This is a genomic window from Sporosarcina sp. P13, assembly GCF_002743055.1.
Taxonomy (GTDB): domain Bacteria; phylum Bacillota; class Bacilli; order Bacillales_A; family Planococcaceae; genus Sporosarcina.
Window position 1 is genome coordinate 20741 of record NZ_PDYM01000015.1, and the last position, 14755, is coordinate 35495.

The 14755-nt window shown below is 41.4% G+C and carries 12 protein-coding genes; 1 reads left to right on the plus strand and 11 read right to left on the minus strand.

Going from position 1 to position 14755, the window contains the following annotated elements:
• The first annotated feature begins 31 nt into the window (after positions 1-31).
• Positions 32-523 carry a VanZ family protein gene (locus CSV79_RS08775; RefSeq protein WP_099688671.1) on the plus strand — a complete coding sequence of 164 codons (492 nt, stop codon included), beginning with the start codon at positions 32-34 and terminating at the stop codon, positions 521-523.
• A gap of 22 nt (positions 524-545) precedes the next feature.
• Here the strand turns inward: CSV79_RS08775 and CSV79_RS08780 are convergent, their stop codons facing one another.
• The 11 genes from CSV79_RS08780 to CSV79_RS08835 form a co-directional block, all read right to left on the minus strand.
• A complete protein-coding gene (locus CSV79_RS08780) occupies positions 546-1322 on the minus strand; it encodes a hypothetical protein (protein WP_099688672.1) in 777 nt (258 codons plus the stop codon).
• A gap of 898 nt (positions 1323-2220) precedes the next feature.
• Complete coding sequence (locus tag CSV79_RS08790) at positions 2221-3315, minus strand: S-layer homology domain-containing protein (RefSeq protein ID WP_158232501.1); 1095 nt, start codon at positions 3313-3315, stop codon at positions 2221-2223.
• A gap of 209 nt (positions 3316-3524) precedes the next feature.
• Positions 3525-4184: an Ig-like domain-containing protein gene (locus CSV79_RS08795; protein ID WP_143560551.1), complete on the minus strand. Its 660-nt coding sequence runs from the start codon at positions 4182-4184 to the stop codon at positions 3525-3527.
• A gap of 138 nt (positions 4185-4322) precedes the next feature.
• A complete protein-coding gene (locus tag CSV79_RS08800) occupies positions 4323-4682 on the minus strand; it encodes a hypothetical protein (protein WP_099688676.1) in 360 nt (119 codons plus the stop codon).
• A gap of 844 nt (positions 4683-5526) precedes the next feature.
• Positions 5527-8046 carry a hypothetical protein gene (locus tag CSV79_RS08805; protein WP_099688677.1) on the minus strand — a complete coding sequence of 840 codons (2520 nt, stop codon included), beginning with the start codon at positions 8044-8046 and terminating at the stop codon, positions 5527-5529.
• 50 nt (positions 8047-8096) lie between these two features.
• On the minus strand, positions 8097-8462 hold the full coding sequence (locus tag CSV79_RS08810; protein ID WP_099688678.1) for a hypothetical protein: 366 nt from the start codon (positions 8460-8462) through the stop codon (positions 8097-8099).
• A 76-nt stretch (positions 8463-8538) separates the two neighbouring features.
• Positions 8539-9510 (minus strand): S-layer homology domain-containing protein, encoded by a 972-nt coding sequence (locus tag CSV79_RS08815; RefSeq protein ID WP_099688679.1) that lies wholly within the window; start codon positions 9508-9510, stop codon positions 8539-8541.
• 493 nt (positions 9511-10003) lie between these two features.
• The gene (locus CSV79_RS08820) at positions 10004-10714 is read right to left on the minus strand and encodes a WecB/TagA/CpsF family glycosyltransferase (RefSeq protein WP_099688680.1); all 711 of its coding nucleotides are present in this window, start codon (positions 10712-10714) and stop codon (positions 10004-10006) included.
• The gene (locus CSV79_RS08825) at positions 10711-12003 is read right to left on the minus strand and encodes a nucleotide sugar dehydrogenase (protein ID WP_099688681.1); all 1293 of its coding nucleotides are present in this window, start codon (positions 12001-12003) and stop codon (positions 10711-10713) included. The genes CSV79_RS08820 and CSV79_RS08825 overlap by 4 nt, the downstream gene beginning before the upstream one ends.
• Before the next feature lie 81 nt (positions 12004-12084).
• Positions 12085-13260 (minus strand): S41 family peptidase, encoded by a 1176-nt coding sequence (locus CSV79_RS08830; RefSeq protein WP_099688682.1) that lies wholly within the window; start codon positions 13258-13260, stop codon positions 12085-12087.
• A gap of 195 nt (positions 13261-13455) precedes the next feature.
• Positions 13456-14547, minus strand: a complete 1092-nt coding sequence (locus CSV79_RS08835) for a CAP and S-layer homology domain-containing protein (RefSeq protein ID WP_099688683.1) — start codon at positions 14545-14547, stop codon at positions 13456-13458.
• Between the last annotated feature and the right edge of the window lie 208 nt (positions 14548-14755).

The following is a 14755-nucleotide window of genomic DNA, read 5'->3' on the forward strand; positions in this document are numbered from 1 at the left end:
TGTTTATAGTAAATTATGGTATACTATTTTCATGAAAAAACTACTTGGCATGTTACTTGTTGTAGGAATTATCGCTAGTTTATTTATTTCTTCGAGTCAAACGTATGAAGAACAGTCACTGATTCCAACGTTGCAGGATGTATTACCAAACAAACCGTTCGAGGCTATATTATCTACGTTATCTATTTCCTATTGGGAGAGAACCATTTCTGTTGAAGAACGTGGGTATTATCATTTCATCGAGTTTTTACTTCGGAAAAGTGCACACTTTGTATTGTTCGGTTTACTTGCAGCTGGAATTTTCATCGCTCTTCCCTCGCGTATCCCAAGATTCTTTCTGGCGGCGTTTATTACGCTATTGCTAGCGTTCGCTGATGAATTGCATCAGTATTTCACCGGTGGACGAACAGCAACGATTCGCGATGTCGTACTCGATATGTCTGGCGCATTGACTTTTTTGTTAATTGTACAAGTGATTTCTTGGATCAGATCACGTAAAAAGAACGGCTATCCTAAAGGGTAATCCTTTGGAGTAGCCGTTCTTTTTATTTTTTGCCCATCGCTTGACTTAGAATACTATCACGTCGAGCTTTCTTTTTCGCTTCGTATTCATCACGAACGCTTTTCGAATACGCTTTATCGTAGCCATTCGCTTGTAGGTCTTTCTCAAGCGAAGCGACCACACCATAGAATACTGCATCTGTCTGCGCTTCTAGACTTTCTGCTGCAGACATATACTTATTATAGAAATAGGCATAATTAACGCTTTCACCATTTGCCTTTTTCGTAGCGTACTCATTTTTCGCACGCCCAATTAACGCGTTAATCTTACCATCTACTTGTCCTTGTAGATTGTTCACAGTCGGTTCGTATTTACGTTTAATCGCTGCCACAGTTGCTTTGTTTACAGGTTTTTCTGATCCTACATTTCCTGTTGTAGGCTTATTCGCAGAAGTTGTTGCTTTGTTTTCTGTAGTCGGTGATTGGTTTTTTTCAGATGTATCGCTTCCAGTAGCACCAGATGTTTTGTTATCGCCTTTGTCAGTTGAAGAGGAATCGCCCGTCTTCTGCTGATCACTTGGCTTTTTACTATCATCTGTAGCGTTTGATTTTTCCGCCTGATCCTTGCTAGTCGCTTCATCTTCAATCACAAGTTTGGTTCCATTGGGTAAAACTATATCATATGGATTTTCCATAATCTCATCAATTTCTTCATCCGCCACTTCGTATTCTTTAAACTGAAAAATGTATAAGAGATAACCCCCGCCTACAACGATCACTGCCAGTATTGCTAGTAAGAATATTTTTAACTTTTTCTTCATAATACTCTCCTTTATTCGTTAATCCTATTTTAAGTTTAACAGACTCTCGTATTATTGAATAGTAATAGTTGGTAGTTTATATGTCAATCATATAGTAAGAGCCTTCTCGACTTACTAGGAGAGCTAAGGTAACGGTTAAATTAACAGGGATGGTCTACTTATACCGTTACGCTACGTTTCAGGCGGACGCGTTCCGGAGGGCGGGCGGTGAACCACACCCCTCGCTTCGCTCGCTGGGTGTTTCACCTGTCCCGCTGATCCTCCCGGAGTCGCCGCCTTACACTTCGCTTCACTGATGTTTTCATCTTAAGCTAGTAAGCAAAAGTTCAGATTTATATTCCAGCTTTTCATTTGAATTTTATAAATGCCAAAGAACAAACGCTAAATCACTTAAAAATTACGATGAAGTACCAAATTACTTACAGTCTAATTTTAGGATCGAAGCGAAAGATAGGTCGACTCCCAGAGGATCAGCGTGAGTCCAAGACCTTAGACTGAACGTAGAGAAAGCGTAGCATTAAGAACACATCTTCGCTTTAAATCCCGAACTATCTATCAAGTATTCCTTCAGCATTTTCTTCTACTTAATTTAATCTACAGTTTAAAAAGGGTTGGGACAAAACCAAAAAATGCATGAAGGATCATTCTTCTCCTTCATGCATTTTTCTTTTTGACTACGTATTTATAAAAGTAACTTTTGAGATACAGGAGTGTACCGGAGCGGAAAAAGGCCGACTCCTGCGGGATCTAGCGCGAATGTTGAGACCCCACAGGAGCGCAGCGACGAGGAGGCTCAAGCGCGCCCCGCGGAAAGCGTGCCTTTTGGAGCGCAGGGAAACGGACTAATTTCTATTTATGTCCCAGCCTCTTATAGTGTATTACTATGCAATTCGAAGCTTTAGAACTTGAATTCGTATGTGCTGTTGAATGGTTCTGATTTAATCGCGCCATCTACTACAAGTTTAATAGTCTTGCCGTCCAAAAGACTTAACGGTGTAGTGCTTGGCAAACCTGCTTTTGCTAACACTTTGCTGAACACTGTCTCAAAATCAAGCGTATTATCGATATCTTTCGCTTCTGCTTTAATTTCTTGTCCACCAATCATGATGGAGACCGTTGCGTTATTCACAACTGCATTTGCTTTTAACGTATCAAATACCGGCTTCATGACATCACCGAATTCAGCAATTGTGCTTGTCGGAGTTTTCACTGTCACGTTGAATGTTTTGTCACGCAATGCGATATAGATTGCATCCGTAGATTGATTCACATCGGAAAGTTCAGCTTGGATAGCGGTTTTCAATAGTTCATCACCTGCTGTATCTTTCGGTGTGGAATCATCTTTCAGCGCAACTTCCGTACGAACGACGAATGTTGCCATTTGTCCTCTTGTAACTAATCCGTTCGGTGCGAATGTCGTAGGTGTTGTACCTGTCGTAATGTTAAGATCCAATAATGCTGCTACATAGCCCGCATATGCATCCGCTGGTTTTACGTCTTTGAAACGGTCAGCCGCTAAAGGACTTTGATCTAAAGCGAATCCAAGTGTAAGAATTTTCGCCATTTGTGAACGTCTTAAGTTACTATTCGGCTTAAATGACTTTACGCCATTTTCTGTGTACCCTTGAATGTATCCACCTTGAGCCAATGCTGCGATCGGTCCGTAATTTGCATCCGTCGGTTTTACATCTACGAATCCTGGATTTTTAACGTTTACCGTATCCAATTCTAGTACGTGAGCAAGGATTTTCGCAGCCTGCGCTCTTGTTACAGATGCATTTGGACGATATGTACCGTCGTTATAGCCCTTGACTACTCCACGATTTGCTAATTCCAATACCGGTGAATAGTAGTGTACGCCAGGTTTTACGTCAGTAAACGTAACCGCCGCACTCGTCTCAGTAGGGACTGCTGCAACGAATGCTCCTGCCGCCACAGTCGTAGCCAATGTAGCCTTAAACAGTTTGTGTGATGCTTTTGCAGTTTTTTTCATTTGCTCTTCCTCCAATTTTTTCGTGTGATCCTTTGAAAATGGTCTTAAACTACAAGTATAATGCATTTCTATTAATGGACAAGCGAATTTTTACAAATCTTCTTTCGGCAACGAGTTTTCCCCATCTTTCACTATAGGAAAATACTTCGAACAGCTGATTGACCGTCCAGCTGAACATTTATACTAAGCTTCGCAACAATGAGCACTTTTTACTTAGTAAAGCGCATGATCTTACCGGAAGCACTTGTAATGGTAAATTCATTTGCAGAGAGTTGATTCACACGACCCGTACGTGTAGTGCCAAGCAACGACACAGTCATCTGATCTCCCGAAATGGAATAGACTCCCTTTTCAACTTGACCATCTAATGTCACTACGCTTGTTAAATTTTTGTTGAACGTCGCTTGAAATATAATACCTAGGTACTCTCCATTCCACGTACCTACAACACCTGACTCCTCGCCAGGCTGCTCGCTCGGACTTTCGATTGTAAACTTCATTTCTATACCGTCAGTTAACATTTTCCCATTGATCGATTGTATAGACTTTTCTATATGAAGAGTATAGTCATTGCCCGCAGTATAACCCCTTGCCGGCGAAGGAACTACTAGTACGCGTGGATCACTTGCTAATCTTTTAGCCTGTACCGCTTGCTTATTCCCTTTATCATCCAGTATATAGACCGTATCCGTACTAATCGTATTACTATCTACTGAATGACTAAACGTAATCTTCCATTCCTTAGTAGAGGATACTGGATTCTCTTTCGGTGTCCACTGAATCGCTGCCGAGCTAGTTACGGGAATCGTAAACGCTATGACGACTGTAGTAAGTATACAGAGCAGTGCTTTTTGTAGTAATTTCATCATCTTCTCCTACCTTCCATAGATAACCTTCTATTAAACTAACAGAAAAACTGCAGGCAAATTCCACTATCATTGGAATCTGCCCACAGTTTACTCGTACGTATACAAATCATTTTCTAATGTTAAGGATACTTATTAATCTTAGTAGTTAAGAGTAAGTTTACCCGTTACATTAGCACTTGCTGGTACAGAGTCGTCTGCTAGAACTGTGTCAACCACTATAGTTCCAGAAGCGTTAAGGTTTTTTAAGACCTGTACTGTTAGAGGTGTTGCTGGGTTTAAACCTGGGATTAAGTCCGCAGCTGCAAGCTCAGTTACACCTTTGTTTAATTTCACTGTTTTAGTTTTTGCTGGCGTACCAGTGTACGTCAATTGAAGTGTAGCCGCTTTACTTGATGTAACTGTTATTTTTCCAGCTGTTGCTGTAGGTGCATAACCCGTTAAATCTAGTGTAGCATTTGCATCAGAAACAGCAGTGAAAGCTACTGGCGTTCCATCCATTTCGATTGTTGCTGCAGTGATTGCAGGTTTTTCGACGCTATTCCCATCTTATTCGCCTACATATTTCTGTATAGCGTTTTATAATGGGCCTACACCGCACAAGCGACTTTGATCGCATACGGCGTGCCATCAGCGGTATCACGTTATTCAAGTGATTAAACTAGAATATATTTATAGACTAGCTAATCCGTTACAGAGCTTAGATTTGGGGAAATAAGCTTGTTAGAATAACTACCACAGACTAGGTTCCTTCGCTCCCATCAGTTTTATCCTTCTCACATGTTACCATGCAAGTCCTAACGGCTGATGATCCACACTACTATGAACCTGCTGCCATCCAGTCGGCCTCATAGGTGCTGAAACACCTCTTCCGACAAGACTTCAAACGTTCCGTTATGTCCATCCCTTGTTTTGACAACCTTAGGTCTCCACTATTCAGGTGTGAGAAAGACCAGTTTAACAGTCAATTCTACTAATCTCCTACCAGCATTTAAGATGGTAGGATGCATGCCGAACCCCTAGCTTCATTTCGCGACACACACTACCTCACCCTGCCTACATGGATTCGTCTACCTGACCATAGTTGCCTTTTAAGGAGCCCCGCCTCTACTTAGAGTACGACTTCACCTGACTTAGCCCCTTTTACGTATTCAGCGTAGCACTGGACCCAGGAGGATTAGGCTCTTGCTAGTTGACTGTTGAGCAAGAATCGGAGTTTCACCGAATAATCGGAACATAACAGTTAAAAATAGATCCCCATAGAAGAACGCTCGTAAAAGCAAACTCTATGAGGACTATTCCCACTAATTTCGCTAGTGTACTAGCTTATATAGTAACGTTTCGTTTAGTTTTGTTGAGGAGTAACTGTTGCTTTCAGTTCTTTCGTTGCGTTTCCTACTTTTACTTTAATAGTAACTTTTGCTTCCTTAGTAGGATCTACTAATGTAGCTTTTGCATTCAAAGTACCGTTACCTTCAATTTTCACTTCTCCAACCTTTTCAGGTACGATTGTGAATGTTGCAGTTGTTGTTTCTTTTGCAACTACAGCTTTATTACCGTATTGATCTGTTGTAGCAAAATTAACTACTGCAGCCGGTGTACCTGCTGTTAAGCTATTTGAAGCTACTGTTGCACCTGATTGTAGTGTAGCTTCAGTAATTCCTTTCACTCCATCATGGTTTGCTTTTACTGCAGATGTTGTGAAGAAGAAGTCTTGAACAACTTTAGCTTCTGGAGAAACAATGAACTTTTGCTCAAGAACTTCACCAGTCGCGTTAATCGTTACTTTTAATGTGAATTCTGTGTCGATTGCTGCATTGTTTGCAGTGTTTAGACTTGCTGCCGCAATTGTCACTGGTGACGTTGCTGCAACTGGAGTAGTAAGTTTACCACCAGAAATAGTAGCTGTATATTCACTTGCTTCAAGTGCTACTTTACCATTGTTTAGTAAACCGTTAACTGTAAAGTTTTTCGCTTGACCTGCTTCAACTTTACCGATAGTAGCTACTTCATAGCCAGTATACTCAGTACCATCAGTTACTCTTACTGGAACTTCAACTGCAGAATCAATCGTACCGTTTTCAGTAGCAAGCTTGATTTTCAAAGTTGCTGTACCTTTTTTACTAGCAGTTACGACATTACCAGCAACAGTTAGTACATTAGTTGTTCCTTCTAGAGTAACCAATACTGGTGCAGTAGAATTTTCAATTACGCGACCATATTGATCTTCAATTACTAAGTGATCTTTAGCAGTAATTGTCACAACTGGTTTTTGAGTTGAGATAACCAATGGGTTTTTCAATCCACGAACGATTGTCGCTTTCGCTTCAGCTTTAACGTTTAAAGTTAAAGTAGCAACTTTAAAGTTAGAAGATTGGAATACTAGTGCTTGATTACCAGCAGCAAGTTGTGTTTTGTAATATACTTGACCATTTTTCACTTCAAGTGCAGACTCAGCAACAGTAGTACCGCCTACTTTAATACCTTTAGAAGCGTCAGCCAACAACTTTTTATCAGTGATTACGTTACCTTGCTTATCAGTAACTGTAATTGGGATTAGAATGTCTTCATTAGCTACTGCAATTTCAGGTTGAGATACTGTAATTACATCTGTAGCTGCAGTTTCAGCAACTTTTACAGTGTACTTAACAGATTGACCGTTAGTAGTCGAAATTAATAGAATGTCAGTATCGCCAGCTTTTTTAATTGCTGTAATATCAATTACTAAGCGATCCTTGCCATCAATTTTCACGCTTGAAACGGCTTTCGCAACAGTTAAGTTAGTTTCATTTGTGTTAGTAACTACTAGTCCTGCCGCTTTAGTAGCGTCAGTGATTTCTTTTCCATACTGATCTTTCAAGTCTAAAACGATATATGCATCCGCTGCTTTTGATTGATCATTTAACGTTAGTGCTTCACCTTTTGCGTTGTAAACACCAGCTACTTCGATTGAAGATACTGTTGAAGTTGCAGAAAGTTTAAGAGTTTTAGTCACTGAAATTCCAGTTTCTGTATCAATTAATACTACTGGTACTAGATCATTGATTTTTTTACCTTCTACAGCTGATCCTGAGATTTCAACAATACCTTTAGAATTGTTTGGAACGATCTTTGTATCATTAGTAGTTAATGTACGAGTTTTCGTAATATCTGTACCATACTGATCTTTTACAACATAACCTACTGTTGCTTTTGTACCAGCTGGGAATACGCCATTCGCTACGTCCTTATCAACTACAGCTACTTCATCTAAGATTTCAATTGCTGAAACTTTTTGAGCTTCAACTTTCACTGTGTTAGATAGTGCTGCTTCAGTTAAGCCTGAAATGTTTACAGTGTAGTCAGCAGGTTGGAAGTTTGAAGCACCTACTAGTTGAACTGATTTCTTATCAGCAGCCCATTTAACTGTAGCATTTTGCTTGAACGTACCACGTAGCAATTCAACTTTAGCTTTTGAAGTATCTTCAACCGCTTTGTTAAATGTTACTTCGATTGTTTTAGCATTGATTGCTTTTGCTGATGAAACAGATACTTCAATTGCATATCCGTCTTTGTTCAACTCGCCGTTTTCAGCTTCGAACTTTTCTTGAGTTATTGCAATTTTTTCTAGGTCTGCAGATGTTTTACCTACTGAATCTTTAGCGTAGTAAACTAATCCAGCTTGTACAATCACTGTATCTTCATTCGTTAGAAGAGCTGTTTTGTCAGCTTGTGACAGTGCTGCATAGTCCGCAGGTGAGATGTAAGCGTCTTTCGTATAGAAACCGTCTTTTGCTGCGTTGTCTTCTGCCGCAAATGCCGCTACTGGTGCAAGAGCTGAAACCGCCATTGCTGAAGCGATTGATAATTTTAAACCTTTTTTCATTAAGTTTCCCTCCAAATTTTACTGTAGTTTATTGCCTCTGTTTTAGGAATTTACTCAATTCCTACAACGCCGAATTCCTCATCGTCGGATCCATAACCTTTTTCCGTTAATTGACCATGTTCTTTCTCAAAAACATCTAACGATTTTGCAAGCGTTGCTAGTTGTTTGTTGGATTTTCCAAACGCCTCTTTGGCAAAATAGACTTTGTTATCCGCATGATAGACAACGTCTGGTGCTGCTAGAAGTGCGCGTTTCTTATCCAATGAAAGAGCATCGTATTGAACAGTTGAAGTAAATGAATCTTTCGTATAAAAACCATTCGGAGCCGCTTTCGTTTCATTAGCCTTTGCCATCGCTGGTGTCAGCGCTATTACAGCAAGAGCTGAGGCAACAGTGAGTTTTACAAACTTATTCACTATTGTAACCCCCTCACATTACTGGATTGATGATCCATTATATATTTCACATCATTCATTTACACCATACAGTTGCTTATCGTTCAGATCTTTTGATTTCTTTAGTTACTGTTTTAGCGTCTTCGCCAGTACCATATGAAGCTTCAACTTTGTCGAAATCTCCGAATTGTACTTTTGCGCCGTCGTTAGCGAATTTGAACTCGCCATCAGCTACAGTTAACGTTTCTTTTGCAGTACCTGAGTTACCAGTGAAAGTTAATACTACTTCTTTAACTTCAGCGTCAGCTACTGTTCCAGCTACGTTGTAGTCAAAGTCTAATAGCATTGGAGACAATGCGCTGCCTGCTGATGTAGCTGTAGTAATTACGATATCGATATTATAGTTTACTCCCATTGCTTTGTGGAGCAATGATGCGAACTGTCCACGAGTAGTCGTGTTTTTCGGGTTGAAGTTTGGTGCAGCTGGGTTTGTGATGTCGAAGTAGTCTAATACGTCGATTGCTGGACGCGCTTCAGCTTTCGCTTTTTCTAAGTCCGTTACATCTTTGTCGAATTCTTGTGCAGCTACATAGCTTACTAGATCAATGCCTTTAACTGTGTCGAAAGCACGAACGAGTACAACAGCCATGTTTTCACGAGTGATGTTGCTAGTAGGATCAAGTTTACCAGCGTTACCGTTGAATACGCCGTTGTCTTTTACTACTGCAGCCATTTGTAGAAGCTCGTCGTTAGACTTAGAAGTTAAGTCTGTGAAACGTGGATTTGTTTTATAATCAGTTGGTACTGTACGTCCTTCTTTGATCAACCATTTACCCATCAACTTTACTACGTCAGAACGTGTAAGCGTGTTGTTTGGTTTGAATGATCCGTCTGGATACCCACTGATAACTCCTGCGTCAGAAAGTGCGTCGATTGCAGGTTCGTGTGTGTTACCTTTTGTGTCTGAGAAATCAGCAGCGCTTGCTACTGGTGCTACTGCTGAAGCTACTAGTGCAGCTGATGCAGCACCTACTAAAAACTTGCGGTATTTTGTTGGTTGGTTAGCCATTGAATAATTTCCTCCTCTGATATATCTGTTATTTTGCCAGTAACTACCTATGTATGAAAGTAGTAGGCATTACACATTAAAGTATAGATAAGAAGATGCTGAAAGTCAATTAAATATCGGCATTCTTACTAGTGTTATAGAGTAGTTTTCCTATTAGTTGGATGATATTCTATAGTATAGATAGATTACAGCAAAACAAATTTTTTCCACATGAATACCCCATACCGTTATTTAGTCATATTCTGTCGACAAACAAAAAGGCTTGAACAGATGGGAACTGTTCAAGCCTTTTTGTTAGCGGTCAACCAACCGTAACGCTTTGCACATGTGTGCTATATTTTAAGAGGAAATCATCCTTACACTTCCGTATTCTATCACCTATTCTAGTAGATTACAAGACTAGGGAACTAGATTTTTGTAGTCTCCAATTAAACCATATGACTTATCCGGGACAACTTTCTATTATAGGATAGAAACTTCAGCGATTAGACTTCTACTTCTTTTTATACACTTCTATTAGAAACTTTGGTAGATTCATTTGTCTCTTAATTCTACTAGGTTCTAGTAAGAGTCTATAAAGCCATTCAGCACCCATCTTTTGGAAAGCAACTGGCGCTCTTTTGATGTTGCCGGCTAATACATCGAATGAGCCACCTACCCCTTGGAATAACATGGGGTGGAGATGCTCACGATGTTGTTCGATCCATTGCTCTTGTTTAGGTGAACCCATGGCAACGAATAGAATGTCCGGTTGTGCTTCGTTGATCGTATCGAGTACCACTTGGACGTCTTTTTCGTAGCCATGCTGAACACCTGCAATTTGGATGTCCGGATGCAATGTTTGTAATTTAGCAGCCGCTGCTTCGGCTACGCCTGGTTTTGCACCGTAGAGGAAAATACGTTTACCTCTTACAGCCGCTTCTTGAACGATGCGATCCATCATGTCGATACCTGTCACTCGAGAGCGGATTTGTCCTTTTTTCAGCTTAGAAGCGAGAATTACGCCGATGCCATCCGGGATTTGGAATTCCGCCCGGTTGAGCAATGCTTTAAGTTCAGCGTCTTCTTTCGCTTTCATCAGCTTTTCAGGATTGATCGCGACAACGAGTGATTTTTTTCCTTCATCTATACGGGCAAATACTTTTGGAATGAGTTCGTCGTAGTTTTCCGTGTTAACGGAAACGCCTAGTATTTCTTCTTTCATGTCAGTAACTGTCCTTCTTTTTTGCCATCGCCTAGTTTGAAGAAGCGATATTCCGTTTGCTCCCATCTATCTGCATTGAGGGCATTTTTCGTATCGAGCATTATCGGTCTTGGCTGTTTCGTTTGTAAGCTCGCTGGATCGATTTGCTTGAATTCATCATGGTCGGTAGTTAATAGAAGGAGATCGGCATTTCCAATTGCTTCTTCAAGTGTCGCAGTTTGTGTCGGATGCTGTAGTTCTTTAATATGCGGATCGAATGATGTCACTTCTAATCCTAGCTCTTGCAACGACTCGATGACTTTTGTCGCTGGGCTTTCGCGCATATCATCAACGTTACCTTTAAATGCTAATCCAAGAACCGCCACTTTACCGTTTTCAACACCGTATTGTTGTAGTAACTTTTGCGCTCGCTTAGCTGTGTACATCGGCATGCCATCGTTTGTTAGGCGTGCTTTTTTGATGATTTCGGATTTATCTGGCGCTAATTCGACTAGGAACCAAGGATCGACTGCGATACAGTGACCGCCTACGCCTGGACCTGGTGTATGAATATTAACGCGTGGGTGGAAGTTCGCAAATTTGATAGCTTCCCAAATGTCCACGTCGATTGTTTCTGCAATTTTCGCTAGTTCATTGGCAAATGCGATGTTGACATCACGGTAGGTGTTTTCCATTACTTTAACGAGTTCTGCTGTTGTCGCGTCTGTTAAATGGATAGTTCCTTGAACGAATGCTTGGTATAGCTCTTTCGTCATTTCCGCTGATTTCGCGTTGATGCCACCTACGATCCGGTCGTTGTTGACGAGTTCTTCAAAGATTTTACCTGGAATAACTCGTTCCGGTGAGTGTGAGACGAAAAGTTCTTCACCGATGATCAGACCAGTTTTACGCAATTCTGGCAACATGATGTTTTCCACTGTCTTCGGTGGCACAGTAGATTCAAGAATAACGAGTGCACCTTTTTTAACGAACGGTACAATCGACGCTGTAGCTTGTCGGATGAATTCCAAGTTCGCTGTGTTGTCTGGATTGATCGGTGACGGTACGGCGATGATGTACGTGTCCGCTTCTATTGGTGTAGTCGATGCAGTGAAATGCCCTTCGTCTACAGCTTGCTCTAGACGTTGCTGGAGACCGTTTTCTTCTATATGTAATTGCTTGTTGTTGATGAGTTGTACAGCACGTTCGTTTTTATCGACACCGTGGACTTGTAAACCACTGTTCGCGAACATGACGGCTGTTGGGAGACCAATGTAACCTAGGCCTACTACGCATAATTTCTTTTCCATGGGTGTATTACCTTCGCTTTCTCATTTCGTCTTGTTGTTGACATTTATATAGTATAGCAAGTTATTGAACGGGCTTCCAATTTAATTGGCTGTCTTTTGAACAGTGTACGGTGTGTACGTCCCTTGAATAACGTTACGGCCGTTCGCACCTTGAATTCCCGGATGGACAATTAGCATATATTCCCCGCCTAGTTGCATCGGGCTCGCAGGTTGGATCGTCATCGTTTTATCGTTCCCTTGTTTTTTGTTCGTACGTATAGAGACGCTACCGAACTTGATAAGTTCCATTTTATTGAACTTATCGATTGGACCGAAGTTCATTGCTTGGGTAAATTCAATGCTGAATGTTTTGTGCCGCGGTACGTCAGTCGGTCCTTTGATGAATTTATAGTTTTTCGCTACTAAATCTGCCATGACGAGGCGTTTGTGCATAGCTATCTGTTCAGTACCCGGCTTCATATAGATTGTCGGTTGGACACCTTTATGCTGGACAGGTGTTCCTTTAGGTCCGGTGTAGTGACCGGTTGTCAGTTTAAGCGCACCACCATTCGCTAGTTCAAATAGTGACTGAACGCTACCTTTCCCTTTCGTAGTCTCCCCTACTACAATTGCCGCGTTCTGATCTTTCAGGCTAACAGCAACAATTTCAGAAGCAGATGCCGAGTAACGATTGACGAGTACGTATGTAGCAGCTGGGAATGTATTTTTTGCCGGGATTGCTTTAGCGGATTCAGTTCCCATGCGCGTTTGTAAGTTATAAGCAACTTTTGCTTTCGGGAAAAAGCCAAGTAGTTGTTCAGCACTTTCAACGTAGCCGCCACCATTAAAACGTAAGTCTATCATGAGCTTCTCAGCACCTCGTCTTTTTAAGCTTGCCCAGTGCGTGTTGACGTCATCTAGCAGGTGTGCTGAAAAGGTTTTGATTTTCATATAGCCTATGTTTCCATACAACATATGTGATTGAACATTGTTTATATTGTTAGGCGTAGCTAGTGTCGCAACTTGTGTTGTGGATCCAGCGCTTGCGTATTGGTTTAAGTAATCATTATATTCCGTCGGTGTTAAGTAGACGGAGTATTCATCGAGTTGATTAATAATTTCATTAAGCGTTTTGGCTTGTCGAATATTGGACGGCTGATTCCCGTAGTAATAGTTTTCAACAATCTCTTTTACTTCGTCCAATGTAGCGGCTAGAGATGTAGGTGCTAGGCAGAGCCACACGATAACGGTCGTTGCGGCAATTAGAGTTTGTTTCATAGCGCTTCCTCCTTTAGCAATTGGTGACGTCTTTCAACGATTTATGTTCCAACGTCTTCGTTTACGTTCAGTGTCGGCTAATAACAACTATTGTATACCACCTTGGATGATTCGCTTTCCGATTACCATTGCTAATTTTTGTATGTAGTATTTTACTATACCCTAAACCGCTATGATTAAGCGGTTTGATACCCTTTATTTTTGTGAATACAGGCCGACCCAGTAGATGACGCCGTTTTTATCGGTGGCAGTCCCAGCTCCCATATGTGTGAAAACAGGATTTAGAATATTTTTATACTCTCCAGACTGCGCCAACCAAGCATTTACAATTTCTTGCGCATCGTCAAATCCCGCTCCGATGTTCTCGCCATATTCTTTGTATTTATAGTCGAACGTTTTCAGCAAGCCTTCAGTAGTACCGTACGTTGGAGAGGTATGTGATATTTTTCCGTTCTTTGCCATGTCTTCCGCTTTGGCACGGGCGATTCTGTTAAGCGCAGGATCTGCTTTTAGTAGGCTTATATTAGCGGCTTTGCGTTTCACATTGGTAGTGATGAGCGTTTGCGCTGCTAGTGATGGCTCGGGTGTTGGCGGATTTACTGGTTTTTGATCTACATAGGCTTTTTTATTTTTATCGTAGACGATCCGACCCTCTTTGCGTTTGTTGTCGAATTCAATGGCACGATATAAAAATGCGGCCATTTGCGCGCGGGTGACTGGACTATTCGGATTAAAGTTTGAATCTGGACGAGTAGTTGTGATGTTAAGTTCTGCAATAGTGATTATGTATGCGTACGAGCCATTTGATTTTGCAACGTCTGCAAAACGGATCGTGTCATTGTTGTCTGTGATGATGTTGTAACCAAGGACTAAGAGCTTAGCCATTTGACCGCGGGTGAGCGGCTCATTCGGATTAAACTTTGATTGATTGATAAATAGACCTTTTTCAGTTAGTGCACGAATGTATTCATAGGCTCCGTTTTCTTTCGTGACGTCGGTGAAGTTCATCCGATAGGCGTTGCTTGACTTGGCGCCAATAGCAAGCGCTATCATTTTAGCGGCTTGTGCACGCGTGACCGGTTGATTGAGACCGTATGTATTGTCGCTATAGCCGTTAATGATTTTATTTGCAGCCATGTATGTGATCGCTTCGTGGGCGTAGTGATTGGCTGGGACGTCTTTGAATGTTTTTGCTTGTACCGCTTGAGCTGGTGCAAAGGTTGTCGTTGCTGCAATCGCGATTGCTGTGGTGCTGATGAATAGTTTTTTTGCATGTGTTAGTTTCATAGGTTCAGCCTCCTTTTGTTATGAGTATACTGGATTGTCGATTGACTTTGTTGGGTTTTTGGGGATTTATTTGATTTTTTGGGTTTTTGGGGTGTTTTTTGATGGTTTTTTGTGGGGGGTGGTGGGTTGGTTGGGGCTATGAGCGTGGGGGTGGGTTCTATGAGCGCGGGAGTGGGTTCTATGAGCGCGGGAGTGGGTTCTATGAGCG

Coding starts and splice junctions, on each gene's coding strand:
- CSV79_RS08800 (WP_099688676.1), bottom strand. CDS start 4,682: ATGGATGGAACGCCAGTAGCTTTCACTGCTGTTTCTGATGCAAATGCT.
- CSV79_RS08815 (WP_099688679.1), bottom strand. CDS start 9,510: ATGGCTAACCAACCAACAAAATACCGCAAGTTTTTAGTAGGTGCTGCA.
- CSV79_RS08790 (WP_158232501.1), bottom strand. CDS start 3,315: ATGAAAAAAACTGCAAAAGCATCACACAAACTGTTTAAGGCTACATTG.
- CSV79_RS08780 (WP_099688672.1), bottom strand. CDS start 1,322: ATGAAGAAAAAGTTAAAAATATTCTTACTAGCAATACTGGCAGTGATC.
- CSV79_RS08825 (WP_099688681.1), bottom strand. CDS start 12,003: ATGGAAAAGAAATTATGCGTAGTAGGCCTAGGTTACATTGGTCTCCCA.
- CSV79_RS08830 (WP_099688682.1), bottom strand. CDS start 13,260: ATGAAACAAACTCTAATTGCCGCAACGACCGTTATCGTGTGGCTCTGC.
- CSV79_RS08835 (WP_099688683.1), bottom strand. CDS start 14,547: ATGAAACTAACACATGCAAAAAAACTATTCATCAGCACCACAGCAATC.
- CSV79_RS08775 (WP_099688671.1), top strand. CDS start 32: ATGAAAAAACTACTTGGCATGTTACTTGTTGTAGGAATTATCGCTAGT.
- CSV79_RS08805 (WP_099688677.1), bottom strand. CDS start 8,046: ATGAAAAAAGGTTTAAAATTATCAATCGCTTCAGCAATGGCGGTTTCA.
- CSV79_RS08795 (WP_143560551.1), bottom strand. CDS start 4,184: ATGATGAAATTACTACAAAAAGCACTGCTCTGTATACTTACTACAGTC.
- CSV79_RS08820 (WP_099688680.1), bottom strand. CDS start 10,714: ATGAAAGAAGAAATACTAGGCGTTTCCGTTAACACGGAAAACTACGAC.